Here is a 25970-nt window from a genome sequence, read left to right as displayed (position 1 = left end):
GCCCGCCCCCTTTTATCCGCCCCCCTGCCCGCCCCCCTGCCCGCCCCCCTGTTCTCCCTGCGGCAGCAGCTCCCGGACCAGGGGGGCGACCTGGTCGGTCTCGACGAGGAACCCGTCGTGCCCGTACGGGGAGGACAGCACCCGGGTGGCGTCCGCCGTCGCAATGCCCGCCGCGAGTTCGTGCTGCTGCGCGAGCGGGTACAGCCGGTCGGAGTCGACGCCCGCGACGAGGGTGCGCGCCGTGACCCGGGCCAGGGCCGCCCGCGTCCCGCCCCTCCCCCGCCCCACGTCGTGCCCGTTCATCGCCTCCGACAGCACCACGTACGCGGCGGCGTCGAAACGGCGCACGAGCTTGTGCGCGTGGTGGTCGAGGTAGGACTCCACCCGGTAGCGGCCGCCCCGCGCCGGTTCCTCCCCCTCCTGCGGGCGCCGCCCGAACCGCTCCTCCAGCTCGGCGCCCGCCCGGTAGGTGATGTGGGCGATGCGCCGGGCGACGCCCAGACCGAGGTGCGGCCCCCGGCCCGGGCCCGCGTCGTGGTAGTGCCCGCCGCGCCATCCGGGGTCGGCGCGGATCGCGTGCGCCTGCGCCGTGGCCCACGCGATCTGGTCCGCGCTCGCCGCCGCCGGGCAGGCCAGCAACAACAGCGCCGCGACCCGTTCCGGACGCGACACCGCCCACTCCAGCGCCCGCATCCCGCCCATGGACCCGCCGGCCACGAGCGCCCACCGGTCGATGCCCAGGGCGTCGGCGAGCCCGGCCTCGGCGGCGACCTGGTCCCGTTGGCCCAGGCGCGGGAACGCCCCGCCCCAGGGTCGCCGGCCGTCGGGCCCGGTCGTGGCGGGGCCGGTGCTGCCCTGGCAGCCGCCGAGCACGTTCGGGACCACGACGAACCACCGCTCGGTGTCCAGGGCCCGGCCCGGCCCGATCAGCGCGTCCCACCACCCGGGCGTGGGATGCCCGGGGCCGGCGGGGCCCGCGGCGTGGCTGTCGCCGGTGAGGGCGTGCAGGAGGAGCACGGCGTTGTCGCGGGCGGGCGCCAGGGTGCCGTGGGTCTCGTAGGCGAGGGTGAGCCGGGGCAGCCGGCCGCCCGCCTCCAGCCGGAGGGGGGTGGTCCGGTGGTGCCACAGCCGCCGGCCGGGCGGGTCGCCGTCCCGCCACGCGCCGGTCGCGGGCGGCGGGGACGGAGGGGGCGGCGACGAGGCCGGGGGCGGGGGCGGGGCGGGCGGGAGGCCGGTCAGGACGCGCCCTTCGCCGCCCGGAAGCCCGCTTCCAGGTCCGCGATCAGGTCGGTGGGGTTCTCGATGCCGACGGACAGCCGGACCAGGCCGGGCGAGGTGCCGGTGGCGGCGAGCTGCGCGGCGTCGAGTTGGCTGTGGGTGGTGGACGCCGGGTGAATGACCAGGCTGCGCACGTCGCCGATGTTCGCGAGGTGGCTGAAGAGTTCGAGACCGTCCACGAAACGCTTCCCGGCCTCCACCCCGCCCCGCAGCTCGAAGGCCAGGACGGCACCCGCGCCGCGCGGCAGGTAGCGGCGGCCGGCCTCGTGCCAACGGCTCGACGGCAGACCGGGGTAGTGGACGGCGGCGACCTCGTCGCGGGCCTGGAGCCATTCGGCGAGGGCCTGCGCGTTCGCGGAGTGCCGCTCCACCCGGAGGCTGAGCGTCTCCACCCCCTGGAGGAGCAGGAACGCGGAGTGCGGGGCGAGGGAGGGGCCGAGGTCGCGCAGGAGCTGCACGCGCAGCTTGACCGCGTACGCGCCGGGACCGAGGGCGGGCCAGTAGCGCAGCCCGTGGTAGCTGGGGTCGGGTTCGGTGAACTCGGGGAACCGCTCCGGATGGCGGCCGAAGTCGAAGGTGCCGGCGTCCACCACCACCCCGCCGATGGTGGTGCCGTGCCCGCCGAGGAACTTCGTCGCGGAGTGCACGACCACGTCCGCGCCGTGCTCGATGGGGCGCAGGAGATAGGGGGTGGGGACGGTGTTGTCGACGATGAGGGGCACCCCGGCCTCGTGGGCCACGTCGGCGACGCCGCGCACGTCGAGGACGTTGCCGCGCGGGTTGCCGAGGGTCTCGGCGAACAGGGCCTTGGTGGTGGGGCGGATCGCGGCGCGCCAGGCGTCGAGGTCGTCGGGGTCCTCGACGAAGCTCACCTCCACCCCGAACCGCGGCAGGGTGTGGCGCAGCAGGTTGTAGGTGCCGCCGTAGAGGGAGGCGGCGGAGACGATGTGGTCGCCGGCGCGGGCGACGGTGAGCAGGGCGAGGGTCTCGGCGGCCTGCCCGGAGGCCACGGCGACGGCGGCGACCCCGCCTTCGAGGGCGGCGATCCGCTGTTCGAGGACGTCCTGGGTGGGGTTGTGGATGCGGGTGTAGATGTTGCCGGGTTCGGCGAGGGAGAACAGGTCGGCGGCGTGGGCGGTGTCGCGGAAGACGAAGGAGGTGGTCTGGTAGATGGGGACGGCGCGGGCGCCGGTGGTGGGGTCGGGGGCGGCGCCGGCGTGGAGCTGCTTGGTCTCGAAGGACCACGCGGAGGTGTCGGGCCCGGCGGGGTCCTGGGCGGTCGGGTCGACGGTGCTGCTGCTCATGCTGCGCTCCTCGAATGCGGGCGGGCGGGCGGTACGGGCTGCGGGCGGTACGGCGTGCGGGGCACGGAGATGTGACGGGACGTCAGGACGCGGGGAGCGCCGGGCGACGCACGCGGCCGTGCGGTGGAGCCGGGGCGGGCGGACCGGGCCGGCGGGACCGGGCGGCGCGGCGGGCGCGCGGCTCGTTCGTGGGTCCCGCGCGACCGTCACGGGCGACCGCGTCGAGTGGGGCCCGACGCGCCGGACCAGCCGAACGGGCGCGCCCTGCATGGCGTGTGACGACCCGTCAGTGGCCGGCGGGACAGCCCGTGGTCGTGACACGGCCGTGGTCGACGTGGCGACGGGTCACGAGGGCGACGGTCATGGGTCCAGCGAAGCACACCGGCGGCCCGCCCCGCCGGCCGTCCGTGCGGTGGTGCGGGAGATTGTCGAACCCCGGCAACACTCCCTTCACACCGGCGCCCGCGCGGCACGCGCGGGGCGCACGGATCACAGGCGGGGGAGGTTGCGGGCGAACATCGCGCGGAGGGCGGCCAGGGTGTCGGGGTCGGGGACGGAGCGTTTGGGCAGCCAGGCGAGGTCCCCGGTGCGCGCGTCCCACAGCACGAGCAGGCGGGCGGTCTCGCCGTGCGCGGTCCAGGTGTCCCAGGGGAGGCGGGTGTAGGTGCCGTCGGCGTGGTCGTGCGTGACGTCCGCGTCCCGGAAGCAGGTGCTGTGCACGGGGTTCTCGCGGGTCTCCCGGTACAGGCGTGCCAACAGCCAGAGTTGCCGCGCGGGCCACAAGGAGGGCCAGAGCACGGCCATCAGGAGCAGGAAGCGGGGGACGGTCGGGGCGGGGCCCAGGAGCAGGAGCGCGAGGACGGGGGCCGTGATCGCGGCCACGAGCAGCAGGGTCACGGCCTCGCCGGCGCCGGTGCCCGTGCGGCGCGTCCGCCACAACAGCACGTCGGCGAGGTCTCGCCCGCGAGCCCTGTGGGTGACGGTGTGCCTCTCGTCCTCGCCGTCCGCGTCCTTGTCCGTCTCGTCGTCGTCAGCCGTGCGCACGGCACAGACCGTAGCGGAACCGGGGCTTCCCGGCGGGGAGGGGGTGTTCGGGGCCCGGTCGAAGGGGCGGGCCCCGAACACCCGGGGCCGACCGTCGGGGGGGGTGACGGCGGCCTCGGGGCGATCACCGGGCCCTGTCGGGGGGCTACCCGGTGAGCGTGCGCCCGACAGCTTCAACGACGGGCCGCAGAATCGGTTCCGCAGATCCGCGGCCCCCCTCGCCCCGAACCTTCGTGCGAGCCGCCGGACGCCGACGGCCCGACCCTCCGCCATGGGTGCGGGAGGCCGGGCCGTCGGCGGGGGTCAGCGGTGGCCGAGGGGGTCGCGGGGGACGGTGGCGGGGACGGGCACGAGGACGGGGCCCGGGTTCACCGGGCCGGCCGCGCGGTCGAGGAGACGGCGAGCCCGCTCGCGCAACAGGGTCCCGGCCTCGGTGACGCGCACCGGCTTGCGGTGTATCAACCGGCTGCCCTCCAGGGCCTCCAGTTCGGCGACGTGCCGCAGCACGTCGGAGCGCCGCCGGCCGAGGTGGCGGGCGGCGGCGGCGAAGGACCGCAGGTCGACGACGGTGACGAAAGAGCGCAACAGGTGTGTGTCCATGTCGATCCCCTGTCCCGAACTCCCGGCCCGGAACCCCTTCCGAACCGATTCGACCGAGTTCGCCCCCCTCGCGGGGTCGCCCCACCCGGCCCACGACACGATCTTGAACCCTCGGAACCCGCTCGCGAACCCCTCGAAGAACGCTCGTGTCCGACGCACGACCCCGCCCGAACCCCCTTCCGGAACCGGCCGCGCGCCCCGCCGAACCCCCGCCCGCGGACCTCGACCCCACCCGCTCGCGCCTTCCGTGACCTGCGAGTTCCCCGGGCCCTCCGCCCGGCACGCCCCCGCGCCGCCCATCGACGCCCGGGCCCCGATCGGATTCCGCGCGCCCCGACCGCCCCGGGCTCCCGGGCCCCCCGCCGACCGCCCGCCCGGACAAACCACCGCGCCGCCCCCGCTTTCGGCCGAAAGCCGCCCCTCCCGCGCGAGGAGCCGGCGACGCGAGACGCGAGACCGGGCCGGACCCGTCGTGCGGTCCGGCCCGACCGCGGGCCCGGCAGGTCACAGCGGCTCCCCCGGATCGGCCCGCCCGTCCGGTCCTGGAGCGACACCCACGTCGCGCTCACGAGTGCGGCCCTCCTCGGCCGCGCCGACGCGGCGGTCGTCCTGTCGCACAGCGGCCTCGCCCCCGAACCCCGCGAGGTGCCGGCGGAGGCCGCCGCCGTCGCCGTGGCCGACCATCCCGCCTCGTCCCCGCCGACCGGCGCCGAACCGGTCCTCACCACCGGCGGGCGCGCGACCGGCCGGGGGCCGATGTCGTCCTCGACATGCTCCCCGTCACGGTGCCGCAGCGACACGTGCGCGCCCGCACGACCAAGGTCATGGCGGCCGCGGGGCAGACCGTCCAGCCCCATCGGGGCGAGAATCGACCGTGCCGGCCCGGCCGGGACCCGCGGGGCCGAGGCGAAGACGGAGCGACGAGGGGGACGCGCATGGCGCTCGTGTTGGGCATCGACGGCGGAGGCAGCAGCCTGCGGGCGGCGATCGCCGACTCCGGGGGCGGGCCGTTCCTGGCCACGGCGACCACCGGCGCGGGCAACGCCCGCTCGGTCTCCGAGGCCCTGCTGACGGAGCGCCTGGCCCACGTCATCGGGGGCGTGTTGCCGGCGGGCCGTGCGGGCGAGGTCAGCTCCGTCGTCGCCGGGTTCGCCGGCGCGGGCGCGCCCGATCGTGAGCACGACGACGGGCGGCGGCGCGCCGAACGGGCCCTGTCCGAGGCGCTGATCCGGCACGGGGTGCGGCCGGCGCGCGTACGGGTCTTGGCGGACAGCGAGATCGCGTTCGCCGGCTGCCCCGGCAACCCGCCGGACGGCATCGTCGTGCTGTGCGGCACCGGCGCGGCGGCGGCCCGGATGCGCGGGCGCCGCCTGGCCGCCGTGGCGGACGGCTGCGGTTGGCTCGTCGGCGACGACGGCAGCGGCTTCTGGATCGCCCGCGAGGGCATCCGTCGCGCTCTGCGGGCCCTGGACGGCCGCGGGCCCGCGACACTGCTCGTCCGACGGTTCTCCGAGACGTTCGAAGCGCGGAAGCGGGACGCGGTGTCGCTGCGCTTCGCCTTCGTCGACGGCGTGCGCGCCCTGCCGCACCCCATCCGGCTCGCCGCGTTCTCCCCGGTGGTGGTCCGGGCCGCCGCGGAGGGTGACGCCGTGGCGGCCCGGATCCTCGACGGGGCCGCGGACCTCCTGGCCGAGAGCACGGCGGCGCTGCGGCCCGTGCCCGGCGAACCCCTGGTGACGGGAGGCGGGCTGCTGGGTCCCGAGGGACCCCTGCTGGACCGGTTCGCGGCGCGGGTGTCCCCGTGGGGGCTGATCGCGCACCCGGTCCCGGACGGGCTGCCGGGAGCGGTGGCCCTGGCCAGGTGACGCGCGCGGCCCGGTGAGGTGTTCGGCACGTCGGTCGGGGATGATGGCGGGGTGTCGGTGACCGTGGAGGCGGTACGGCCCGCCCCGTCCGGGCCCGTGACCGTCCGGGTGCGCTCGGCCGCGGGCACCGTCGTGGCGCTCTGGGAGGGAGCCCCCGGGGCAGTGGGGCGGGAACACCACGTCGAGTGGACCGTGGACGAGGACATCGCGTGGACGGTGAACACCCGGCCGAGTGCCCCTGGTGTTCCCGAGCTGCGGGAAGAGGGCGACCACATAGCCTTTCGCGGGCTGCTGCGCCTCTGCGAGGACGGCGGGGCCGTCCTGGACGTGGGTGGCACGTCGATCCTCTTCGACGTCGCCGACCCGTCCTTGCCGGAAGGCGTCGACGGATCGTGGGTCACGGTGCGTGCGGCACGCGACCGCGTCACGGTCTGGCCCAGCGGGATCCGACCACGGGCTCAGAAGGTGCTCTCGATCCAGTGCGCGTCCGTGAGGTAGCGGCGGTCGTGGCCCTGCGCCAGGTGTCGGGCGAACGCGGGGTCGCCGGCCTCGGCCCGGCCGCGCATCCAGGCCACCAGCGCACGCAGCCGCTCCGCCGTCACCCCCGGCAGCCGGGCCCGTTCCTCCCCGGACAGCCCGTAGGCGTCGGCGAACAGGGCGAGCCGGCGGGCGGCCTCCGGCACCGGCAGGGTGAGCTCGACCTCGTCCGGCGCGTACAGGGGAACGAAACGGTAGGCCGTGTAGGCGGCGTCCCACAGGCGGGGGCCGGGGTGGGCCGTGTCGAAGTCGATGAACGCGACGGGCAGCCCGTCCCGGAACACCGTGTTGTACGTGGCGGCGTCGCCGTGGCAGATCACCTCCGCCGGTTCGCGGGCCGGGAGCATCCACACGTCGTCCGGCTCCCGGACGAACCCGGCCGAGGCGTCGTGGAGTTCGCGCAGCAGCCGGCCGGCGGCGGACAGGGAGGCGTCCGCGCGGACCTCGGGCGCGGCGAACTCGTGCCCGACCCGGCCGGGCAGGTACTCGACGATCTCCTCGCGGGCGTCGGGAGTGAGTCCGTACGGGCGGGGGGCGCCGGTGAAGCCCGCCTCCCGCAGGTGCGCGAGCAGGCGTTGGACGGTCCCGCTCCACGGGCTCGCGGGGCGCCTGACCCGGGCGCCCTCCCTGACGACCCGGTTCACTCCGCCGACCATGACCTCGTGTTCCTCCATGCGGCCAGGCTATCGACGCAGGTCACGGGCGTCCTGCGGGTTTTCGCGACCCGTGCGCGGCCGGGCAGGACGGACGGCGTGAACACGAGCGTCGCACAAGGGCGTTGACAGGGCGGTCGGAGGGCGGGAATCATCGGTGGGAGAGCGCTCTCCCACCCGGGTCGCGCGTCGGCGAACCGGGGAGGGCCCGCGTCGTGACCGTCCGAGAACCCCATCGACCCACCCGACCCACCCGATCCGGCCGCACGGAGCCCCCGCCCGCGACCCCGCCCGCGCAGTCGTCCCCCACCGCCCCCGTGCGCCTCGAACCCGAGGCCGTCGTGGCCCTGTTGACGGGCGCCGACACCTGGCGGACCCGGCCCGAGCCGCGCCTCGGGCTGCGGGAGATCGTGTTCTCCGACGGACCCGCCGGGGTGCGCGGGCCCGGCTGGGACGCGCGCTCCACCGCCGCCCTGATCCCCTCCGCCGGCGCGCTCGCCGCGCTCTGGGACGAGGACCGGGTGGCCGCCGTGGGCGCGCTGCTCGGCGACGAGGCCCGCCGCAAGGGCGTGCACGTGCTGCTCGCCCCGAACCTGAACCTGCACCGCGCCCCCCTCGCCGGCCGCCACTTCGAGTGCCTCTCCGAGGACCCGCTGCTCGCCGGGCGGACCGGGGCCGCGCTCGTCCGGGGCATCCAGTCGCGGGGGGTCGCGGCCTGCGCGAAGCACTTCGTGGCCAACGACTCCGAGACCGAACGGCTCACCCTCGACGCCCGCCTGGCGCCCCGCGTGCTGCGCGAGGTGTACCTGGCCCCGTTCGAGGCGGCCGTCCGGGCCGGGGTGTGGACGGTGATGTCGGCGTACAACGCCGTCAACGGCGTCCCCATGAGCGAACACCCGCTCCTGACCGATCCCTTGTGCACCGAGTGGGGTTTCGACGGGGTGATCGTCTCGGACTGGGGCGCGGTGCGCTCCACCGTGCCCGCCGCCCGCTCCGCCCAGGGGCTCGTGATGCCGGGACCGCGCGGGCCCTGGGGGCCGGAGCTGGCCCGGACCCTCGCGGACGGGCGGGTGCCGGGGGCGGCGGTCGCCGACAAGGTGACGCGGCTGCTGCGGCTGGCGACCCGGGTAGGCGCCGCCGCCCCCGACCTGCCGAACCTGCCCGACCTGCCGGACCGGCCGAACCTGCCGGACCGGCCCGACGGCGCACCCGACGCAGCGGGCCCCACCCCCACCACCCCCGTGCTGACCGCCGCCGCGCCGCCGCCCGACGACCCCGCCGTCCGGGAACTCCTGCGCGAGACGGCCGCCGCCTCCTTCGTGCTGCTGGAGAACCGCACCGGCCTGCTGCCCCTGGCCCCGGGCCGGATCCGCTCCCTCGCCCTGATCGGGGAGCACGCGAGCGCCCCCCGGGTGCAGGGCGGCGGCAGTTCCGAGGTGTTCCCGCACCACGTGGTCACCCCCCTCGACGCCCTGCGCGTCGCCGCCCCCGCCGCCGGGATCACGCCGCGCCACGCGCCGGGGCCGCGCCGCACGGGGCCCGAGGCCGTCGTCCCCCTCGACGGCCGGCTCGCCCGGGACCCGGCCGACGGCGCCCCCGGGGTCCGGCTGCGGGTCCTCGACGCCGACGGGCGGGTGCTGCACACCGAGGCGCTGCCCGGCGGCCGCGTCCCCGAGCCCGAACTGCCGCCCGGCGCGCACACCGTGGAGCTGCTCGCCGACCTGCTGCCCGACGTCGACGGGCCCTGGACCCTGGGCCTCGCCGGTTTCGGCCTGCTGGAACTCTTCGTCGACGGCCGGCCCGTGCTCGCCGAGGAGCACCTGCCGCTCACCGCGGACCCGGCCGTCATCCACGTCCGGCCCCCGCACCACACCGTCACCGTCCCGCTCCGCGCCGGACGCGTCGTCCGCGTGCACGCCCGACGCGCGCTGGCGCCCGGCACCGGGCGCGCGACCGCGCTCGTCCTCGCCCCGCCCGCGCCGCCCGCAGAGGAGGCCGTCGCCGAGGCCGTGGCCGCCGCGCGCGCCGCCGACGTGGCCGTGGTGTGCGTGGGCACCGCCGAGGGGGCCGAGTCCGAGGGCCACGACCGCACCACCCTGGCCCTGCCGGCCGGTCAGGACGCCCTCGTGCGGGCCGTCGTCGCCGCCAATCCGCGCACGGTGGTCGTCGTCAACGCGGGCGCGCCCGTGGAACTCCCGTGGCGCGACGAGGTCGCGGCGGTGCTGCTGACCTGGTTCCCCGGGCAGGAGTACGGGCACGCGCTGGCCGACGTGCTGCTCGGGCGGCGCGAGCCGGGCGGCCGGCTGCCCACGACCTGGCCCGCCGCCCTCGCCGACACCCCTCCCCCGCCCTCGCCGATCCCCGTGGCCGGCGTGCTGCGCTACACCGAGGGCCTGCACCTCGGGCACCGGGGCCGGCTGCGCCACGGGCCGCGCCCGGCCTGGTGGTTCGGGCACGGCCTCGGCTACACGACCTGGGAGCACGAGCGGGCGGCCCGGCCGGTGCGACTGCCGGACGGGGACGTGGAGGTGGAGGTCCTCGTGCGCAACACGGGCCGGCGGGCCGGGCGGGAGCTCGTGCAGGTGTACCTGGCGCGGCCGGACTCGGCGGTGGAGCGGCCGGTGCGGTGGCTGGCCGGGTGGGCGGCCGTGACGGCCGGGCCGGGCGAGCGGGTCGCGGCCCGGATCCGGATCCCGGCCCGGGCCCTCGCGCACTGGTCGGAGCGGGCGCGGGCGTGGTGCACGGAGCCGGGCGCGTTCACCGTCCTGGTCGGACGGCACGCGGACGACCTGCCCCTGCGCACCACGCTCGTCGTGCCCGGGGCCCCGTGGGGTGCGGGAGCGGGTCAGCGCAGGCTGGCGCCGTAGACGTGGTCGACGGGGATGGTGACGAGCACGCGCCGTTCACCGACCATCACCGCGCGGAACTCCTCCCAGTCGGGGTGTTCGCCGGCGGCCGTCCGGTAGTACTCGACGAGCGCGTCGACCTCGGGGCCGTGCGGGTCGGTGCCCGGGCCGGTGAGGGTGGCGATGCCCTCGGCGGTGGCCCAGGAGATGCCGTCGGGGCTGGTGACCTCCAGCGAGGCGCGGGGGTCCCGCCGCAGGTTCGCGAGTTTGGCCGCGCCCTCGTCGGCCGACACCAGGATGACGCCCGTCGACTCGTCGTAGTGGGTTTGGACGGGGGAGAGTTGCGGACGCCCGTTCGCCTTGATGGTGGCCAGCACGCCGAGCCGGCTCTTGGCGAGTAACGCGCGGGGATCGAAGGATGAATCGCTCATGGGGTGATCATCACCCACCCCCGGGCGGGCACGTCAAGGGGACCCGGTCGGCGCGGGCGTGCGGCACGGACCGAACCGGGGTCCGGGCGGGCGCCGGTGGGCGGTCCGGCCGCGCGGGGTTCCGGCTCGCGGGGGCCGGCCGGCCGCTACAGTGCGGCCATGGACACCGGGCGGGACACGGGCGGCGACGGCGCGGGCGAGGGGCCCGGCGCGGGACACGGCGCGGGACACGGCGGGGCTCGCGGCGCGGGCGCGGGCGGCGCCGGTGTGCGCACCGTGCCGGCGCCCCGGTCGGGCGCCCCCACGCTGGAGGACGTGGCGCGGGCGGCCGGTGTCTCGCGGGCCACGGTCTCGCGGGTGGTCAACGGGGTGCGGAACGTGGACACGGCGATCGCGCGGGCGGTGCGCGACGCCGTCGCGGCCACCGGTTACGTGCCGAACCGGGCCGCGCGCGCCCTGGTCACCCGGCGCACCGACACCCTGGCGCTGGTGGTCTCGGGCGCGGGTCCCGAGGACCGGGACGCGGAGTTCGCGGGGCGGGTGTTGGGCGACCCGTTCTTCGGGCGGGTGGTCAGCGGGGTGGTGCGGGCGTTGCGGCCCCGCGGCCTGCACCCGGTGTTGATGTTCGCGGAGTCGGACGAGGACCGGGGGCGGGTGCTGGCCCACCTCACGCGGGGCGGGGCGGACGGGGCGCTGCTGGTCAGCACGCACGCGCGGGATCCGCTGCCCGGGATGTTGGCGGCGGCGGGGGTGCCGGCGGTGCTGTTCGCGCGGCCGCCGGAGGGGGTGGCGCTGGACCACGTGGACCTGCGGCACCACGAGGGCGGTGCGCTGGCGGCGGGGCGGCTGCGGGCGACGGGCCGCTCGCGACTCGCCGTGATCGCCGGGCCGGCGGACGTGCCGGCGAGCGCGGAGCGGGTGGCCGGGTTCCTGGCGGGCGCGGCGGAGGGCGGGGGTGGCGCGGGCGCGGGGCGGGTGCCGGCCGTCGTGCACGCCGATTTCACCCTCGCGGGCGGGGAGGAGGCGATGCGGCGGTTGTTGGACGCGTCGCCGGACGTGGACGGGGTGTTCGCGGCGAACGACCTGATGGCCCAGGGGGCGTGCCTGGTGGCGCGGGAGCGGGGGCTGCGGGTGCCCCGGGACGTGGCGGTGGTCGGGTTCGACGATTCGGCGGCGGCCGGGGCGAGCCGGCCGCGGTTGACGACGGTGCGGCAGCCGGTGGAGGACATGGCGGTGGCGATGGTGCGGCTGCTGTTGGAGCGGATCGAGGGCGGTGGCGGGGCGGGCGAGGGCGGACGCGGCGACGCGGCCGACCGGGGGCCGACCGCGTCGCTGTTCGATCCGGTGCTGGTGGTGCGGGACTCGGCCTGAGACCGGGTCGGGGTGTCCGCGCGCGGCCCGTTCGGCGGGGTGTGGTGCGGGCGGCGCGCGGAGTTCGGGCGGGGCACCTGCCGCCGGCCGGGTCGGACCGCGTCAGGTCGGGCCGGGTCAGACCCGCTCGAAACGGGTCAGGAGTAGACGCCGAACTGGAACAGGCTGTAGCCGTAGCCGGTGCCCCGGGCCGTCAGGTCCAGCCGCACGTAGCGGCCGTTCGCGGCGATGTCGAAGTCGTCGATGCCGCCGTCGCCGCCGGTGACGGTCTTCGCGGTGCGCCAGTTCTGGCCGTCGTCGGAGACCTTGATCGTGTAGTCCTTTCCGTAGGCGGTCTCCCAGACGAGCTGCACGTGCCGCAGGGCGCGGTTCTCGCCGAGGTCGACCTGGAGCCACTGCGGGTCGGCCCAGGTGCTGGCCCAGCGGGTGTCGGCGCGGCCGTCGGTGGCCAGGCCGGGGGCGCAGGGGCAGCCGCCGTAGCCGTCGTTCTGGAAGGTGGAGGCGGTGGTGGGGCGGCCCTTGGCCACGTCGGTGCCGGCCACGGGCGGCGGGACCACGCGCACGGAGCGCTGTTCGACGCCCACGTTGCCCCGGCCGTCCTTGGCCTTGACGTACAGCTTCCACACGCCGGTGCGGGAGGGGGCGGTGACCTTCAGGGTGCCGCCGCCGAGGTGGGTGGAGGGGGCGGAGACCAGGCCGCCGCCGCCCGTGACGTACTTGTCGCCCCACAGCACCTCGTAGGCGAGCGGGTCGCCCTCGGGGTCGGTGGCGGGGGCGCGGACGGTGATCTCCTTGCCGGCCGGGACGGCCGTCGGGTCGTCGACGGCGGGCACGGACACGGTGGGCGGCAGGTTGTCGCCGGCGGTGTTGCCGCCGTACGCCCGCTTGAGGGCGTAGTAGGACTTGCGGCGTTCGCCGGCCGGGGTCAGGTTGAACCAGTGCCCGCCGAAGTCGTATTCGGTGCCGTAGTGGAAGACGGTGGCGCCGAGCGCGACGCCCCGGTGGCCGGTGACGCAGTTCCAGGCGTTGGTGTAGCCGTCGGCCTTGGCCTGGTCACCGGGCTCCAGGGGCACGCCGTTGGCGTCGTTCGGGACCTCCCACTCGCCGGCCGGGCCGGTCTCGGTGACGATGTAGGGCTTGGTGTAACCGCCCTGTTCCCAGGCGGCCTTGACCCCGCACACGTCCTTGTAGGCGTTGACGGCGTACAGGTCGAGGTCGGGGCTGTTGCGCTTGTAGTAGGTCCAGGCGCCGACCCAGGCGTCGGTGGAGGTGACGGGGTGGTCGGTGTCGACGGCGTGGATGGCGCGGGCCACGTCGTTGACGTAGGTGGTGTAGGCGTTGCGCTGGTTCTCCAGGGCGGTGCCGGAGTAGCAGTTCTGGAGGCCGAGGACGGATTCGTTGCCGACGTTCCACATGAGGACGCCCGGGTGGTCGCGGTAGGTGCGGACCCAGTTGACGAACTCGTTCTTGGCGTTGGTCTTGTAGGTGGTGTCGGTGACGTAGTCCACGCAGCCACCGCTGCCGGGGCCGCCGCCGGGTTGCAGCCAGAACCCGGCGACGACCTTGATGCCGTTGGCGGCGGCGGCGTCGAAGAGCTGCCGGCTGCTCGCGTCGGTGCCCCAGGTGCGGATGGTGTTGGCGCCGAGGGACTTCACGTCGGGCAGCAGGCGGGCGGCGTCGGCCGGGGAGGGGCCCCAGGTGACGCCCTTGACCTGGTAGGGGGCGCCGTCCACGGTCAGCTGCCAGTTGCCCTGGCTGCCGGTGACCTTGACGACGCTGCCGGCCGCCTGGGCGGGGGCGGTGGGGAGCACGGTGAGGGTGCCGGCCAGCAGGGCGGCCGAGACCAGGGCGCGCGTACGGGAGTGCACGCGGGGACCTCCTGTGTTCGGGGGTGAGGGGGACGAGTGCGGGTGCGGGTGCGGGGACGGGGACGGGGCTACGGAAGGCGTCCGTCGGCGCCGAGGACGGCGCCCGCCTCGGGGTGGGTCTCGTCGTAGCCGCGCGCGTTGCACTGGAGGCCGCCGCGCACGCAGTGGTCGACCATCGCGGCCAGCGTGCGGTCGTCCCACGCGTTGAAGAAGTCGTAGTGGAAGGAGTGGCCGGAGCCGCTGGCCAGGCGCACGTTCCTCATGTCACCGCTGACCGGGAAGGCCATCTTGAACTCGACCATCGGCACGGCCACCGGGTGGCTCGCGGGGCACACGTTGTCGTTGCTGCCGGGCTTGACCACGGGGTAGGACATGTGGGCCTTGTGGTCGGGGGTGTCGAGGTACTTGCCGTCCCAGCAACTGGGCGCCTGCATCCGGATGTTGAGCTGGGTGCCGGCCGGGCAGTTCGCGGGGAACTCCACGTTCTTGTAGCTGTCGCCGCACTCCCAGCCCTCGACCCAGCCGCGGTGCGCGCGGAACTCGGCGGCCGTCTGGGTGGGGCTGCCGACGAGGTAGCGCAGGCCCTTGGGGAAGGGGCGGACGCTGCGGTAGTCGGTGACCCCGGACTTGTAGTAGATCGTCTGCGGGCCCGTGGGCAGCACGGCGCGGTCGCCGTCGTAGAGGGTCGGCATCCAGTAGCCGGAGAGGTCCCCGCCGGCGGTGCAGGTGGTGCCGCCCGCGCCGAGGGAGGCGGTGGTGCTGAACGCGTTGGTGGTGGTGTTGCCCATGAACGTGTGGTTGTGGGAAGCGCCGGGGCGGCCCGCGAAGACGATCGGGTCGTCGGAGGCGGTGTGCGTGACCGAGCAGTTGGCCTGGAACTCGTGGAAGTACCGGTCGGGCGGCACCTCCCACGAGGGGGTGACGCCGGTGACCTGCGGGACGGCCGGGATGTAGCCGTCGCCGTCGGGGTCGTCGCCGGTCGCGAGCGGGGCGGCGGCCTGGTGGAGGGCGTGCTGGGGGACGGCGCCGGTGTCGGGGGCGGCCTGGGCGGTCAGCCCGAGCCCGGCGAGCCCGGCCGCCGCCGTCATGGCGAGGGCGGCGAGGATCGGCACGAGGGACAGCGGGCGGGTGCGGGAGGTCCGACGTGACACGCGGGACGCGAGGTGGGGGGACGGGCCCGGGGACGGGTCGGGTGACGTGTTCGGGGACGGGTCGGGTGACCTGCGGAGTGACACGGTCGCGGCTCCTTCCGTGCGGGGGGAGGGGCCCGAGAGAGCCGGGAGAGCGCTCTCTCGGACGTTCCGGAAAAACGGGGCGACCGGTGCGGCCGCCCCGCCGGTGCGTACTGAACGGGGGATCGATGCGTGAGTGAACTGCGCCGCGAGCGAGGCGTCAAGGGGTCGCGCACGAAGCCCTCCTGACGCCACGACACCCCGCCGACACCCCCTCGGACCTGGCACGTGGCCTGGCCTCGGAGTTTGTTCACGCCATGGGAAAAGTCGTGAGCCAAGAACGATCGAGAATCCGTCGCCTCACCCACCCCGCGACGGATCCACGACGAGGTCACGACTCGGAACGGATCGACCGAGCGCCCGCCGAGCCCCCACGCCACCCCCACGGCGCACACCGCGAGATCCGAATCCCCCGCCACGACCGAGGCGATGGAGGCGACCGAGGCGACGGACCCGACGGACCCGACGGCCGCGTGGAGGCTCACCCGCTCGCGGCACACCTCGCGAACATCGCCGCCGAGCACCGTCGCCGGGGTCACCACCGCCGTCCGCGGCACGTGACCACGCGCCCCCGCCCGGGGTGCGGGCGGCGGCCGGCCCGCGAGGGCACGACCGAACGAAGGAGCGGCCCCGATCACGATGAGGGCGGCGCGGACGGAACGGCTCGGGGCTCAGCCGGGGGTCGTGTCGCGGGTGGTCCTCGGATCGCGCGCCGACCGGGGATCGTGCGGGCGGGCACCCCGGTGCGTGCCCGCCACGGGACCCCGGCCGGGGTCCGACACGGCCTCCGGGTACGGGGTGGGGCCCCGCCCCGAACAGGCCGGGCCCTCGTGCCCGGCGGGCCGCACGGGGGGCGGGCCGGTGTCGCCGGCGGTGTCGAGGAGGCGCCAGAGCTGGTCGACCTCGTGGAGGAGTTCGGGCAGGTCCCCGGCCAGGGCCCCCGGGCTCGGGCGGGTCACGCCGGTGGGGCCGGGCGTGCCCGAGGGGCGGACGGGGCCCGCGGTGAGTTCGGCCAGGGGGCCCGGACGGGAGGGGTCGGGGTCGGGTCGGACCTCCAGCGCCAGCCAACGGCCCTCCTCCGGCACCACCAGCCGGGCCGCGTTCGGGTCCTCGGACGGCGTCCGGCGCGACCAACCGCGGGCCCGGGCCACCCCGTCCAACAGTTCCCCGACCGGCACCGGCGGCGGCGTGACCGGCTGGGGCGGGGCTCCGGGCGGCGTCGTGGGCTGGCAGACGCCCCGGTCGGCGGCGGCGAGCGCGGCGCGACCGGCGTCGGTGACCACGACACGTTCGGGTCCGCCGGGCACGCGGGGCGCGAGAGTGCGGATCAGGCCACGCCCGACGAGGGAGAGGAGCGCGCCCGAGAGCATGGCCTGCCGGTCGGCCCACCGTTGCCAGACGGGGTCGCCGACGCCGCCGGGCGGCTCTCCGGTCCGGTGCGCTGTCGTCGGCACCGGCCCGGCCGCCGTGACGTACAGCGCCAGGAGTTCGTGTTGGCCGGGGCTCAGACTCATGCTCGAACCGTACAACCGCCGCCGGCCCGGCGTCCGGAGACCTCCCTCGCGCCGGGCCCCGGCACCCCCTCCACCCTCCGCCCGGCCCACGCCCAGGACCCCGAAGGCACGGCCGGCGCGGGCCACGGCGGGCGGGGAGGCGGGTGCCGGCGGGCAGGAGGTCGGGGGTCTCAGGCCCGACCGGGCGCAGGATTCATCAGCCGGCCGGCCGGCAGACGCCGACACCGGCGATCGGGTCGGGCGGCCGCGACAACGCCCCCGGGGGAGGCGGCAGCGGGTGTCGTACGTCGAAACCCCGAACGGCGGGGCGAGCCGGGGCGCGGGCAGGCCCGCACGCCGGTCGATCCTCCGGCAGACGCTCCCCAGGCGGCCTTGCGCACCGTGTTCCCGCCTCGGCGCCGCAGATCCGTCGCCCGCTTCCCGAGGATGCGCGGGCTCGGTCGGGCGAACGGGGCCGTCCGGAAACGGCCACACCATGATCGTTCCACCTCGGGACAGAGGCCGATCACGCGCCCGTCCCCGCGAAGGTCGGCCGCCACCGATGCCGTACCCGCCCGCGCGACCGATCCGGAACGCTCGGCCGCCGGGCGTCGAGGCCGTCACCAGTGCGCCGAACGACCGGCCTGCCCGACGCCTCGCTCGTGCGTGCGCTGCGCAAGCCCCTGCTCGAACGTGCGCGTCCGACCGGGAACCGTTCGCCCCCCGCTGATGGCCGCGACCGTCCACAACCACCCGGACGCCGTCCTCTGCGGCCGCCGTTTCGTCGAACCGGCGTCCACGCCATCGGACGCCGCGCCACCGTTCGCCGCCACATTCCTTTCACGGTCATGGCCACACCGCCATGATCACCGCGACCACCCAGTCCACCGGGCGCAAGGCGGGTTTCGCCCGACCTTGCGGGGTCTTGCTCCACGGCACGTGGCCGGGCGGCTCCACCCACGGCTGCGCCCGGGCCACCGCACGCCCCTGACGGGTCCGGGCCGGCGCCCCGTCCCCGACGGCCCCGTCCCTCGTCGGCGAGGGCACTCCCTGATTCCCCGCCGTCGACCTGTCGGGGATCCCGTCCCCGGTACCCCGTAAGTGTTCTGACACCGCGTCCCCCCCCCATGGGTCGGCAGGGCAACTGCCGTTGCTCCTGATGTGACCGACGCATGGTCCGGGCCCGTGGTTGAGCCCTGTGAGGCAGCGGAAACGGCGGTCACCGTTCCGTCTCACGCGGGACGCCGTGAAGGTTCCGTGCGGGTTGCCGGAACGGTGTGGCCGGAACCTGGGCGCATGGTCGGACGCCATCAACACCCGCGGGTCCCGGACGGATCGTGCACGTGAGCACGAGAGGACCCTCCGAGGAAGTCTGCGGGAAGGCCGAACACCGGCCGCCCTCTTTGACGCACCGCGGAACCGACTGGTCGTCCACCCGGCGGCCCGACCCTCCAGTCCGCCCGGACCCCGGGGGTCAGCCGAGGCGGAGGGGGAGGCGGTCGGCCAGGGGGGTCAGGGCCTCGGTCTCGGGTGGGGTGGGGGCGCGGCGGCCGGTGGCCAGGAGGAGGGCGTCGACGTCGGGGAGGGACGACGGGAGCGGGGCGCCGAGGACCTCCTCCAGCAGGGCGCGCGAGCGGCGCGGGCCGGCCGGGTCCGGGGGCGGGAGGGTCGGCAGGTGGGCGATCAGGTCCAGGTGGTGCAGGGTCCACTCCAGGACGTACGCGTCGAGGTAGTCGCGCACGGTGAGCACGAAGCCCTGCGTGCCCACCCGGCCGTCCGGGTCGGCGAGGGCGGCGGCGCGGCCGGCGGCGGCACCCACGTCGTCGAGGTGGTGCAGCAGGAGCGCGGGCTGCCCGTAGGCGGCGGCCAGGCGCACGGTGAGCGCGGCGAGCGGATCCTCGCCGGGCGCGGTCCCGGGCGGCTGCGGGGCGGGGCGCCAGTAGTCGGCGGCGTTGTGCGTGGGCGCGGCGTCGACGGGGGTGGCGAGGGTGATCAGCACGTCCTGGGCGTCGATCACGAGGTGGCACGCGAGGTCGCGCACGAGCCACCCGGCGCAGCCGGAGGGACGGGCGAAGTCGGCGTCGGAGAGCGCCGCGACGGCCGCGCGCAGGGCCGCCCAGGTGTGAGCGAACAGATCCACGACGGCACGCTACCAGCGCACCACGCGACCCGTCCGACGCGGACCGGCGCGGCCGGACGCGGGCGGGCGCGGGCGGGCGCGGGCCGAGCGTCTCGCGGCGATCGACGGCGGGCACGGGGCAGGTGGCGCCGCAGCCGCCCGGGCGGGCGGACCGGCACTCGGGCGAAGCCGTACACGGGCGCCGCGCTGCCGGGCGCAGGGCGGGGTCGGACACCGTACGTGCCCGACTCCGGGCGTGCCGAGCCGCGAATGGACCGGGCGCCGGGTGCCGGGCTGCGGGCGGACCGAAGGCGGATGAGTCGGTGGCCAGGCGTCCCGGTGGCCGGATGAGGCGGTGGCCGGGCGGGCCGGAGGCCGGGTGAGGCGGTGGTCGGGTGAGGCGGTGGTCGGGTGAGGCGGTGGTCGGGTGAGGCGGTGGTCGGGTGGATCGGGCGACGGGTGGGGTGATGGCTGGGGTGGGGCGTGCGGTGGTTGGGGGTGGTTGTGGGGCGGCGGTGGGGGTGGTGTTGCGGGGGTGGGGGGTGGCGTGGAGCCTCGGGGGCAGGGGCGTGTTCGCGTGCCCCGAACCCGAGGAGGAAGTCCGCCATGTCCCCCGCCCCGCCCCCGCCGCCGTCCGACGCCGTACCCGGGGACGCCCCGCCGCCGTCCGACGCCGTGTCCGGGGGCGCCCCGCCCCCGCCGGCGTCCGACGCCGTACCCGGGGGCGTTCCGCCGGCGTCGTCCGGTGCCGTGTCCGAGGACGCCCCGTTGTTGTCGGCGTCGGTTCGGCAGCCCGAGGGGACGCCCGAGCGGTTGCGCCGTCAGATCGACTTCGTCGTGGAGGTGGACCGGCTGAAGACGGTCCTGCGGCGCAGTCCGCTGATCGCCGCCGACCGTCGGGAGAACGACGCCGAGCACTCCTGGCACCTGGCCCTGATGACCCTGCTGCTCGCGGAGTACGCCGACGAACCCGTGGACACGGGCCGGACGCTCGCGCTGGTCCTCGTGCACGACCTGGTGGAGATCCTGGCGGGTGACACCTTCCTGTACGACGCCGAGGCCGCGGCCGATCAGGAGGAGCGGGAGCGGCGGGCGGCGGACCGGCTGTTCGCGTTGCTCCCCGCCGACCAGCGGGACGGGTTCCGGGCCCTGTGGGACGAGTTCGAGGCGCGGGTGACGCCCGAGGCGCGGTTCGCCAAGGCCATGGACCGGCTCCAGCCGTTGCTGCTCAACTACGCGGCTCGTGGTGGCACCTGGCGGACGCCCGGGGTCACGGAGCGGGAGGTGCTCGCCCGGAAGGCGGTGATCGGGGACGCGTCGGCCGAGCTGTGGGCGTACGCGCGGGAACTGATCCGCACGGGTGCCGACCGCGGCTGGGTCCCCCGTGCCGACCCCGACTCCTGCTCGGATCCGGGCTCGGGCTCCGCCCCCGGGACGTGACAGGGCCCCCGCGCGTCGAACACCGCGATCGGCGCGCGAGGGCCCTGGTGTCGGGGGCGCCGCTGCGGCGAGAGCCACTCGGCCGGCGTCGACCCCGTACGCATGCCAGTGAACCAGGGTTCCCCCGGCCCGGCACCTGGATCCGAACACGGAACCGCACCTGCGTGACACGCGTCGGACCAGTCAATCATCCAAGAGGTGAATGCGCCATATTGCCTGGCAAAAAAGATGTGGCCCGGGGATGTCAGGTCGCTTTTGCGGTAGCTGTTCAGGCTCCGGCGTTCAGGGTGCCGTCGATGACGGTGACCGCGTGCCCCGTGAGCCGGGTGCGCGCTCCGCGCCACGAGGTGCGGACGCGGCCCGGGCGGGGCGATGCCTGGAGGCCGATCAGGTCGGCGCGTCCGAGCCGCTCCGACCAGAACGGCGCGAGGGCCGTGTGGGCGCTGCCCGTCACCGGGTCCTCCGGCACCCCGACGTTGGGGTAGAAGCAGCGCGACACGTAGTCCTGGCCCTCGGCCGGGTCGGCGGCCGGCGCGGTCACGATGACCCCGCGCGGGGCGAACGGGCCGAGCAGGGCGAGGTCGGGGGTCAGGACGCGGACGCTGCGTTCGTCGGCGAGTTCCACGAGCAGGTCGCCGACGTGCGGGGAGGTGGCGTGCGCGGAACGGACGGGGGCGCCGCCGAGGGCCTCGGAGAGGCCGTCCGGGACGGGGCGGGGGTGCAGGGCGGAGGTCGGGAAATCGAGGGTGACGGCGCCGCCCTCGGGGTCCACGCGCGCGGTGAGCACGCCGCTGCGGGTCGCGAAGCGGACCTCCCCGCCGACCTCCCCGTCCGCCTGCCCGCTCTCTCGCAGCACGTGCGCGGTGGCGAGGGTGGCGTGCCCGCACAGGTCGACCTCGGCGGCCGGGGTGAACCAGCGCAGGGCCCAGTCGGCCTCGCCGCCGGACGGGAGGGGGTGGGCGAACGCGGTCTCGGCGTGGTTGACCTCGCGGGCCACCGCCTGGAGCCAGGAGTCCTCGGGGAAGGCGTCCAGCAGCAGCACGCCGGCGGGATTGCCCGTGAACGGACGATCGGTGAAGGCGTCGACGATTCGAATGCGCATGATCCGCACGCTACCGGGCGCGCACCGGAACGCGCTTCGGCCGTCCGGCCGGCGCGCATCGGGGCGAAGGGGCCGGTGACCAGGGGCTTCGGGACGGATCGCACGGGGCGGGGGCGTTGTTAGGGTGATCGTTTCGCCTTGTTGGAGGACTGCCCGATGACCACCCCGCCGCCGCCCGGCCCGTTCCCCCCGCCGGAGTCCCACCCGTCCTCCGACCGGGTCCCGCCGCCGGCGTCGACGCCGTACGTCGACCCCGCGTACCCGTCCGCCCGGCGCGAGCCCGAGCCCGGGGCCGGGGCCGGGGCCGGGGCCGGGGCCGGGCCGCGGGCGTGGGCCTTCGGTTCCGGGAGCCACGACGCCCCCCACGTCCCGAACACCCCGCACCCTCCGCACGTCCCGCACCCTCCGCAAGCCCCACACACTGCGCACACCCCGTACGCCCCGTACGGCCAGGCGCCCGGGCCCTTCGTCGCGCCGCCCGGCGGCACCGCGTACCCCTCGGCCTCGCACGGCGGGTCGTTCCCGCCCGCCTGGGCCTCCGCCCCGGGCACTCCCCCGCCCGCGCCCCACAAGCCGTCCGTGAGCCTCGGGCGCGTGGGCACGGTCCTCGGGGCCCTCGGCGTGTTCCTCGCCCTCTTCCCCCCGATGTTCTTCATCGCGGTCGGTCTGGGCGTGCCCGCCGTCGTGCTCGGCGCCCTCGCCCTGCGCACGCTGCGCCGACGGTCGGGCTCCGACCGTTCCTCCGCCTGGGCCGCGCTCACGTTCGGCACGCTCTCGGTCGTGATCGCCTGCGTGATGCTCTTCGTGATCGTGCCCGCCGTCGGCGACGCCAAGGACCGGCGGGAGGCCGGCGGGTCGCGTTCCGGACCGGGCGCCGCCGCCTCCGAGAGCCCCGGCCCGGACGGCTCCCGGACCTCCGGGCCCGAGCCGACGCCCCCGCCGACGGCGCCGAAGCCGCTGGCCTTCGGCGGCACGCACACCTACCCGAACGGGGTCACCGTCACCGTCGGCGCCCCCGAGCCCTTCACCCCCGGCCGGTACGAGAGCGGGGCCGCCGAGGGCGAGCGGCTCCTGCGGTTCGAGGTGACCGTGACGAACGGGTCGACGCAGAGCGTCAACCCCGTCGTGCTGCCCGCCGTACGCGACGGGCTGGGCGTGGACACCAAGGCGTACTACGGGGCGAGCGGGCACAAGCCGATGCCGCCGACCCTGGCCCCCGGTGGGACCGCGACCGGCCGGCACGCCTTCCTGTTGCCCGCCGACGCGGGGGACGAGATCCAGGTGGACGTGCGCACCATGTTCCGCGAGAGCCTCTCGGAGTCCGACGGGATCTGGCTGGGCCGCGTCGGCTGACCCACCGGGCCGGGCCGGGGCCGGGCAGGGGTCGGGTCGGACCGGGGGCGTCCGGTCCGGCCGACTGCCCTGGCGGGTGCGGCGGTTGGCCGAGCCGGTCCGGGGGGACCCCGTCTCACCCCTCAAGATCACCGCGTGCAGAATGACCCGTATGCCGCAGACGAACACACCGATGACGGCCGGACCCGACGACGCCGCGACCATCGGGCGCGTCCTGTCCCGCGCCTTCCACGACGACTCCATGATGGGCTGGTTCTTCCCCGACGAGACCGCCCGCGAGGCGACCCTCGCCGCGTACTTCACCACGATCTTCACCCGCCAGTACGCGCGCACCGCCCTGTGCGAACGCACCGCCGACGCCGCCGCGTTCTGGGTGCCGGCCGAGGCCCGCGACGAGGCCGTGCCGGACGCCGAGACCATCGCCGCCCTGCTCGACCTGCTCGGCGACCGGGCCGGGGCGTTCCGTGACGCCGTCGGGGCCGCCGCCTCCCACACCCCGGCCGAACCGCACTGGTACCTGGCCGTGATCGGCGCCGACCCGGCCGCGCAGGGCACCGGCCAGGGGGCCGCGCTGCTGCGTTCCGGACTGGCCAAGGCCGACGCCGCCGGGCTGCCCGCCTACCTGGAGTCGTCCAAGGAGGCCAATCTGCCCTTCTACGAGCACTTCGGCTTCACCGTGCGCGACGAACTGTCGCTGCCGGGCGGCGGTCCCGCCCTGTGGTCCATGTGGCGCGAACCCGGACGCCCCGCGCCCGCGGCCTGAACTCCGTGCGCCGGACGGGACTCGCACCCGCGTCTCCCCACGAGCGGTGGGGCGTTCTCGTCTTGGACCACCGGCGCCCGGACGCGGGCCGGCCCGAGGGCGGGTCCGCGTTCGGGCCGGATCGTATCGGGTGCGGGGCCGCGGGTCACCACCAGTACAGCGGGTAGCGGGGGGCGGTCGGGCGGGCGCGGGAGGCGGCCCAGCCGGCGGCCACGAGGAGGACGCAGGCGAGGGCGAGCAGCGGCACGAACGACCGCGGGTCGGGGCCGCGCAGCACGATCACCACGGCGGTGGCGCAGGCCGGGGAGTGCGGGGTGCGGGCGATCGTCATCACCGCGAGGGCGAGGCCCGCGGCGAGCGCCGCGACCCACGCGTGCGGGCCGAGCAGGCCGAGCGCGAGGAAGCCCAGGGCGGCGCTGAGAAGGTGGCCGAGGACCACGCTGCGGGGCTGCGCGAGCGGCAGGTGCGGCACGCTGTGGACGATCGCGGCGGACGCGGCGATCGGCGGGATCAGCATGGGTTCGTGCACGAGCGCGCCGATGCCCACGAGGGCGAGGAGGGCGACGGTCACGGCGCTCGCGTTGTGCAGCACGGCGGGCACGGTCGGCGGGGCGGGGGCGCGGCCGGCGAGACGGCCGCCGACGCCGACGCGCGGCCGGCCGGCCCGGCGCGAGGGCACGGCGCTCGGGGAGGCCGCGACGGGAACGCCGGACGCGGCGGGCGTCGGGGTGGCCGCGGGTGCGGCGGTCGCGGTCGGCGTTTCGGGCAGGGCGGGGTGTTCGAGGTTCACGGTGTCGGTTTCGGGGCGGGTGCGACCGCTCGGGGTGCGGCGCGGGCAGGGGCCGGGCCGACGTCGGACGGCGCTGTCGCGGTCGGTGCCCGGCAGGGTGCGCCGATCCTACGGAACCCCGTGTACCGGCCACGCACCCACCCCCTGGCCGGCCTCCCCGGGCTTCCGGGAAGGGGGCGGGGCCGCCGCCGGGGTGGTGCACCATATCGGGGGGTTCCACTGGGGGGACCGGCGCTGTGAGGGAGGCGTTCGCCGTGCTCGAATGGAAGCGGATCAACACCGGGATGCGCCCGGTTCCGGATCCGGCCGCCACGCCGTCGGTGTGGGCCGTGGTGACGGGCGCCGCGCTCCTGTCCGTGTTCGCGTTCAACCTCGTCGACTCCCAGGGCGACCCGGCCCTCGACCTCGGCGTGCTCGCCGTCATCGCCGCCCTCGCGGGCAGCGGCGCCCGGTTCGCCGCCGCCCCCGGCACGGCCCTGTTGTGCTGGCTGATCCTCAACGCCTTCGGCACCCCGCCGATGGGCGAACTGACCTGGGCCGCACCCTACGATCCGGCCCGCATCGGCTGCCTGCTCGCGGCGGCGGCCACCGGCACGGTCGTCGGCCGGGTCCTGAACGCGCGGGCCGCGCACCGCCGTCTGGGCCCCTGAGCGGCGCGGACCCGCCGGACCGGGGGACCCGCCGGGAACCGGCCGGCCGCCCTGACCGATGATCGTGTGGGGATCCGGTCAGTGGATCCGGTCAGCGTCCTGTCCCGGGGCCCTCGGGCGCCGGGCGAGCAGCACGGGAGTGTGCACCAGCCATGTCGTCCGGCCATGTCGAGATCCGCGCGCCGCGCGCGGAGGACTTCGCGCAGTGGCGCGCCCTGTACCGGGGTTACGCCGAGTTCTACGAGACCGAGCAGAGCGAGGAGGCCGCGGAGCGGGTCTGGGGGTGGATCCACGATCCGGCGCACGAGGTGAACGCGCTGGTCGCGGACGCCGGCGACGGCCGCCTCCTCGGGCTGGCGCACTACCGGCCGTTCGCGCGCCCGCTGGCCGCGTCCGTCGGCGGGTACCTCGACGACCTGTTCGTCGACCCCGAGAGCCGCGGCTCGGGCGTCGCCGACCTGCTGCTGGAGGCGCTGCGCGGGATCGCCGAGGAGCGCGGGTGGACGGTGGTCCGCTGGATCACCGCCGACGACAACCACCGGGCCCGCTCGAAGTACGACCAGGTGGCCCGACGCACCATGTGGATCACGTACGACATGCCCGTCTCGGGCTGACCCGCCCCAGCGCCCCAGCGCCCCGCCGGCCCGCCGCGCGACACACCGCCGCGACGGGCCGGCTCCACCCGCCTCGGGCCGCCTCAGCCCGCGTCCACGCACCCGGGTACGTCGGTACGCACCAGTTTCGTCGTGTCGAGCCGGATCGCGCATCCGTCCACGAGGGTCAGCGTCCGCTCGTAGGTGAACGGCCCGAACGCGCCGCGCGCCGCGAACCGCACCACCGGCCCGGCCGCCCCGGCCGCCGGCGGCAGCACACTCCACGTGCCGTACTGGGCCGCGTCCATCACCTGCGGGCAGGTGTCGGCGGGGGCGTCCGCGCAGGAGCTCGCGAGGTCGAACGAGAAGGTCCCGTCGGCCCGCAGGGTGTAGGTCTCCACGGCCGCCGGCGTGCGCGTGCGCGGCGCGGGTTCGCGCCAGGAGCCCACGAGCAGGGCGGCGAACGGGTCGAGCGCGCGCGGCGCGACCGCGACGGGCGCGGCCCCGACCGGTGCGCCGGCGGGCGAGAGCCTCGCGTCGGCGGAAGCGCCGGCGCTCGCGACGGGCGAGGCCGCGAACAGCGCGGCCAGGGCGAGTCCGAGGACGGCGGCGGGGCCGGTCACGGGGTGGGGGGTCAT

The 25970-nt window shown here is 76.5% G+C and carries 22 protein-coding genes and 1 tRNA gene; 9 read left to right on the top strand and 14 right to left on the bottom strand.

What is annotated here, in order from left to right:
• Positions 1–12: 12 nt before the first annotated feature.
• The 4 genes from metX to ACN20G_RS32580 all read right to left on the bottom strand — a co-directional run bounded on the left by metX (position 13) and on the right by ACN20G_RS32580 (position 4226).
• Positions 13–1128, bottom strand: coding sequence for a homoserine O-acetyltransferase MetX (metX, locus tag ACN20G_RS32595; protein WP_424217425.1), 1116 nt, complete (start codon positions 1126–1128; stop codon positions 13–15).
• 107 nt (positions 1129–1235) lie between these two features.
• Positions 1236–2582: a bifunctional o-acetylhomoserine/o-acetylserine sulfhydrylase gene (locus ACN20G_RS32590; RefSeq protein ID WP_424216845.1), complete on the bottom strand. Its 1347-nt coding sequence runs from the start codon at positions 2580–2582 to the stop codon at positions 1236–1238.
• A 489-nt stretch (positions 2583–3071) separates the two neighbouring features.
• Positions 3072–3626, bottom strand: a complete 555-nt coding sequence (locus ACN20G_RS32585) for a hypothetical protein (protein WP_424216844.1) — start codon at positions 3624–3626, stop codon at positions 3072–3074.
• A gap of 303 nt (positions 3627–3929) precedes the next feature.
• Positions 3930–4226 carry a helix-turn-helix domain-containing protein gene (locus ACN20G_RS32580; protein WP_424216843.1) on the bottom strand — a complete coding sequence of 99 codons (297 nt, stop codon included), beginning with the start codon at positions 4224–4226 and terminating at the stop codon, positions 3930–3932.
• A 935-nt stretch (positions 4227–5161) separates the two neighbouring features.
• Here ACN20G_RS32580 and ACN20G_RS32575 point away from each other — a divergent pair.
• Positions 5162–6091, top strand: a complete 930-nt coding sequence (locus tag ACN20G_RS32575) for an N-acetylglucosamine kinase (protein WP_424216842.1) — start codon at positions 5162–5164, stop codon at positions 6089–6091.
• A 51-nt stretch (positions 6092–6142) separates the two neighbouring features.
• The gene (locus tag ACN20G_RS32570) at positions 6143–6589 is read left to right on the top strand and encodes a hypothetical protein (protein WP_424216841.1); all 447 of its coding nucleotides are present in this window, start codon (positions 6143–6145) and stop codon (positions 6587–6589) included.
• Here ACN20G_RS32570 and ACN20G_RS32565 read toward each other — a convergent pair.
• Positions 6550–7302, bottom strand: coding sequence for a phosphotransferase enzyme family protein (locus tag ACN20G_RS32565; RefSeq protein ID WP_424216840.1), 753 nt, complete (start codon positions 7300–7302; stop codon positions 6550–6552). The two genes, ACN20G_RS32570 and ACN20G_RS32565, sit on opposite strands and share 40 nt — an antisense overlap.
• 296 nt (positions 7303–7598) lie before the next feature.
• On the opposite strand from ACN20G_RS32565, the gene ACN20G_RS32560 reads away from it, so the two are divergent.
• Positions 7599–10148, top strand: a complete 2550-nt coding sequence (locus tag ACN20G_RS32560) for a glycoside hydrolase family 3 C-terminal domain-containing protein (protein WP_424217424.1) — start codon at positions 7599–7601, stop codon at positions 10146–10148.
• Here the strand turns inward: ACN20G_RS32560 and ACN20G_RS32555 are convergent.
• The gene (locus ACN20G_RS32555; protein ID WP_424216839.1) at positions 10127–10558 is read right to left on the bottom strand and encodes a PPOX class F420-dependent oxidoreductase; all 432 of its coding nucleotides are present in this window, start codon (positions 10556–10558) and stop codon (positions 10127–10129) included. The two genes, ACN20G_RS32560 and ACN20G_RS32555, sit on opposite strands and share 22 nt — an antisense overlap.
• A 267-nt stretch (positions 10559–10825) precedes the next feature.
• Between ACN20G_RS32555 and ACN20G_RS32550 the strand changes: the two genes are divergently transcribed.
• The gene (locus ACN20G_RS32550; RefSeq protein ID WP_424217423.1) at positions 10826–11929 is read left to right on the top strand and encodes a LacI family DNA-binding transcriptional regulator; all 1104 of its coding nucleotides are present in this window, start codon (positions 10826–10828) and stop codon (positions 11927–11929) included.
• Between the two features lie 137 nt (positions 11930–12066).
• Here the strand turns inward: ACN20G_RS32550 and ACN20G_RS32545 are convergent, their stop codons facing one another.
• The 4 genes from ACN20G_RS32545 to ACN20G_RS32530 form a co-directional block, all read right to left on the bottom strand.
• Complete coding sequence (locus tag ACN20G_RS32545; RefSeq protein WP_424216838.1) at positions 12067–13797, bottom strand: discoidin domain-containing protein; 1731 nt, start codon at positions 13795–13797, stop codon at positions 12067–12069.
• A 68-nt stretch (positions 13798–13865) separates the two neighbouring features.
• Positions 13866–14948 carry a DUF1996 domain-containing protein gene (locus ACN20G_RS32540; protein WP_424216837.1) on the bottom strand — a complete coding sequence of 361 codons (1083 nt, stop codon included), beginning with the start codon at positions 14946–14948 and terminating at the stop codon, positions 13866–13868.
• Between the two features lie 752 nt (positions 14949–15700).
• On the bottom strand, positions 15701–16543 hold the full coding sequence (locus ACN20G_RS32535; protein ID WP_424216836.1) for a hypothetical protein: 843 nt from the start codon (positions 16541–16543) through the stop codon (positions 15701–15703).
• 1453 nt (positions 16544–17996) lie between these two features.
• Positions 17997–18662, bottom strand: a complete 666-nt coding sequence (locus tag ACN20G_RS32530) for a maleylpyruvate isomerase N-terminal domain-containing protein (protein WP_424216835.1) — start codon at positions 18660–18662, stop codon at positions 17997–17999.
• 729 nt (positions 18663–19391) lie between these two features.
• Between ACN20G_RS32530 and ACN20G_RS32525 the strand changes: the two genes are divergently transcribed.
• Positions 19392–20081, top strand: coding sequence for an HD domain-containing protein (locus ACN20G_RS32525; protein WP_424216834.1), 690 nt, complete (start codon positions 19392–19394; stop codon positions 20079–20081).
• 268 nt (positions 20082–20349) lie between these two features.
• Here the strand turns inward: ACN20G_RS32525 and ACN20G_RS32520 are convergent, their stop codons facing one another.
• On the bottom strand, positions 20350–21183 hold the full coding sequence (locus ACN20G_RS32520; protein ID WP_424216833.1) for a PhzF family phenazine biosynthesis protein: 834 nt from the start codon (positions 21181–21183) through the stop codon (positions 20350–20352).
• A gap of 579 nt (positions 21184–21762) precedes the next feature.
• Here ACN20G_RS32520 and ACN20G_RS32515 point away from each other — a divergent pair.
• On the top strand, positions 21763–22536 hold the full coding sequence (locus ACN20G_RS32515; protein WP_424216832.1) for a hypothetical protein: 774 nt from the start codon (positions 21763–21765) through the stop codon (positions 22534–22536).
• A 142-nt stretch (positions 22537–22678) separates the two neighbouring features.
• Positions 22679–23299 (top strand): GNAT family N-acetyltransferase, encoded by a 621-nt coding sequence (locus tag ACN20G_RS32510; protein WP_424216831.1) that lies wholly within the window; start codon positions 22679–22681, stop codon positions 23297–23299.
• Positions 23300–23305: 6 nt separating this feature from the next.
• On the opposite strand, the gene ACN20G_RS32505 is transcribed toward ACN20G_RS32510, so the two are convergent.
• Positions 23306–23376: transfer RNA gene (locus ACN20G_RS32505), tRNA-Ser, on the bottom strand.
• Positions 23377–23444: 68 nt separating this feature from the next.
• Positions 23445–24089, bottom strand: coding sequence for an HPP family protein (locus ACN20G_RS32500; protein WP_424216830.1), 645 nt, complete (start codon positions 24087–24089; stop codon positions 23445–23447).
• A 254-nt stretch (positions 24090–24343) separates the two neighbouring features.
• On the opposite strand from ACN20G_RS32500, the gene ACN20G_RS32495 reads away from it, so the two are divergent.
• Together ACN20G_RS32495 and ACN20G_RS32490 are read left to right on the top strand one after the other, a co-directional pair.
• Positions 24344–24739 carry a hypothetical protein gene (locus ACN20G_RS32495; RefSeq protein ID WP_424216829.1) on the top strand — a complete coding sequence of 132 codons (396 nt, stop codon included), beginning with the start codon at positions 24344–24346 and terminating at the stop codon, positions 24737–24739.
• A 152-nt stretch (positions 24740–24891) separates the two neighbouring features.
• Complete coding sequence (locus ACN20G_RS32490) at positions 24892–25353, top strand: N-acetyltransferase family protein (RefSeq protein ID WP_424216828.1); 462 nt, start codon at positions 24892–24894, stop codon at positions 25351–25353.
• A gap of 83 nt (positions 25354–25436) precedes the next feature.
• Here the strand turns inward: ACN20G_RS32490 and ACN20G_RS32485 are convergent, their stop codons facing one another.
• Positions 25437–25970 carry a hypothetical protein gene (locus ACN20G_RS32485; protein WP_424216827.1) on the bottom strand — a complete coding sequence of 178 codons (534 nt, stop codon included), beginning with the start codon at positions 25968–25970 and terminating at the stop codon, positions 25437–25439.

Source organism: Streptomyces dryopteridis, assembly GCF_049606955.1.
In the GTDB taxonomy this organism is placed as follows: domain Bacteria; phylum Actinomycetota; class Actinomycetes; order Streptomycetales; family Streptomycetaceae; genus Streptomyces.
The sequence above is the reverse complement of the archived record's forward strand: the minus strand, read 5'-3'. Positions and strand labels throughout refer to the sequence as shown.

Excerpts from the sequence above, each read along its gene's own strand:
- ACN20G_RS32590 (WP_424216845.1), bottom strand. The coding sequence starts at position 2,582 with ATGAGCAGCAGCACCGTCGACCCGACCGCCCAGGACCCCGCCGGGCCC.
- ACN20G_RS32580 (WP_424216843.1), bottom strand. The coding sequence starts at position 4,226 with ATGGACACACACCTGTTGCGCTCTTTCGTCACCGTCGTCGACCTGCGG.
- ACN20G_RS32575 (WP_424216842.1), top strand. The coding sequence starts at position 5,162 with ATGGCGCTCGTGTTGGGCATCGACGGCGGAGGCAGCAGCCTGCGGGCG.
- ACN20G_RS32565 (WP_424216840.1), bottom strand. The coding sequence starts at position 7,302 with ATGGAGGAACACGAGGTCATGGTCGGCGGAGTGAACCGGGTCGTCAGG.
- ACN20G_RS32555 (WP_424216839.1), bottom strand. The coding sequence starts at position 10,558 with ATGAGCGATTCATCCTTCGATCCCCGCGCGTTACTCGCCAAGAGCCGG.
- ACN20G_RS32535 (WP_424216836.1), bottom strand. The coding sequence starts at position 16,543 with ATGAGTCTGAGCCCCGGCCAACACGAACTCCTGGCGCTGTACGTCACG.
- ACN20G_RS32520 (WP_424216833.1), bottom strand. The coding sequence starts at position 21,183 with ATGCGCATTCGAATCGTCGACGCCTTCACCGATCGTCCGTTCACGGGC.
- ACN20G_RS32510 (WP_424216831.1), top strand. The coding sequence starts at position 22,679 with ATGACCCGTATGCCGCAGACGAACACACCGATGACGGCCGGACCCGAC.
- ACN20G_RS32490 (WP_424216828.1), top strand. The coding sequence starts at position 24,892 with ATGTCGTCCGGCCATGTCGAGATCCGCGCGCCGCGCGCGGAGGACTTC.
- ACN20G_RS32485 (WP_424216827.1), bottom strand. The coding sequence starts at position 25,970 with ATGACCCCCCACCCCGTGACCGGCCCCGCCGCCGTCCTCGGACTCGCC.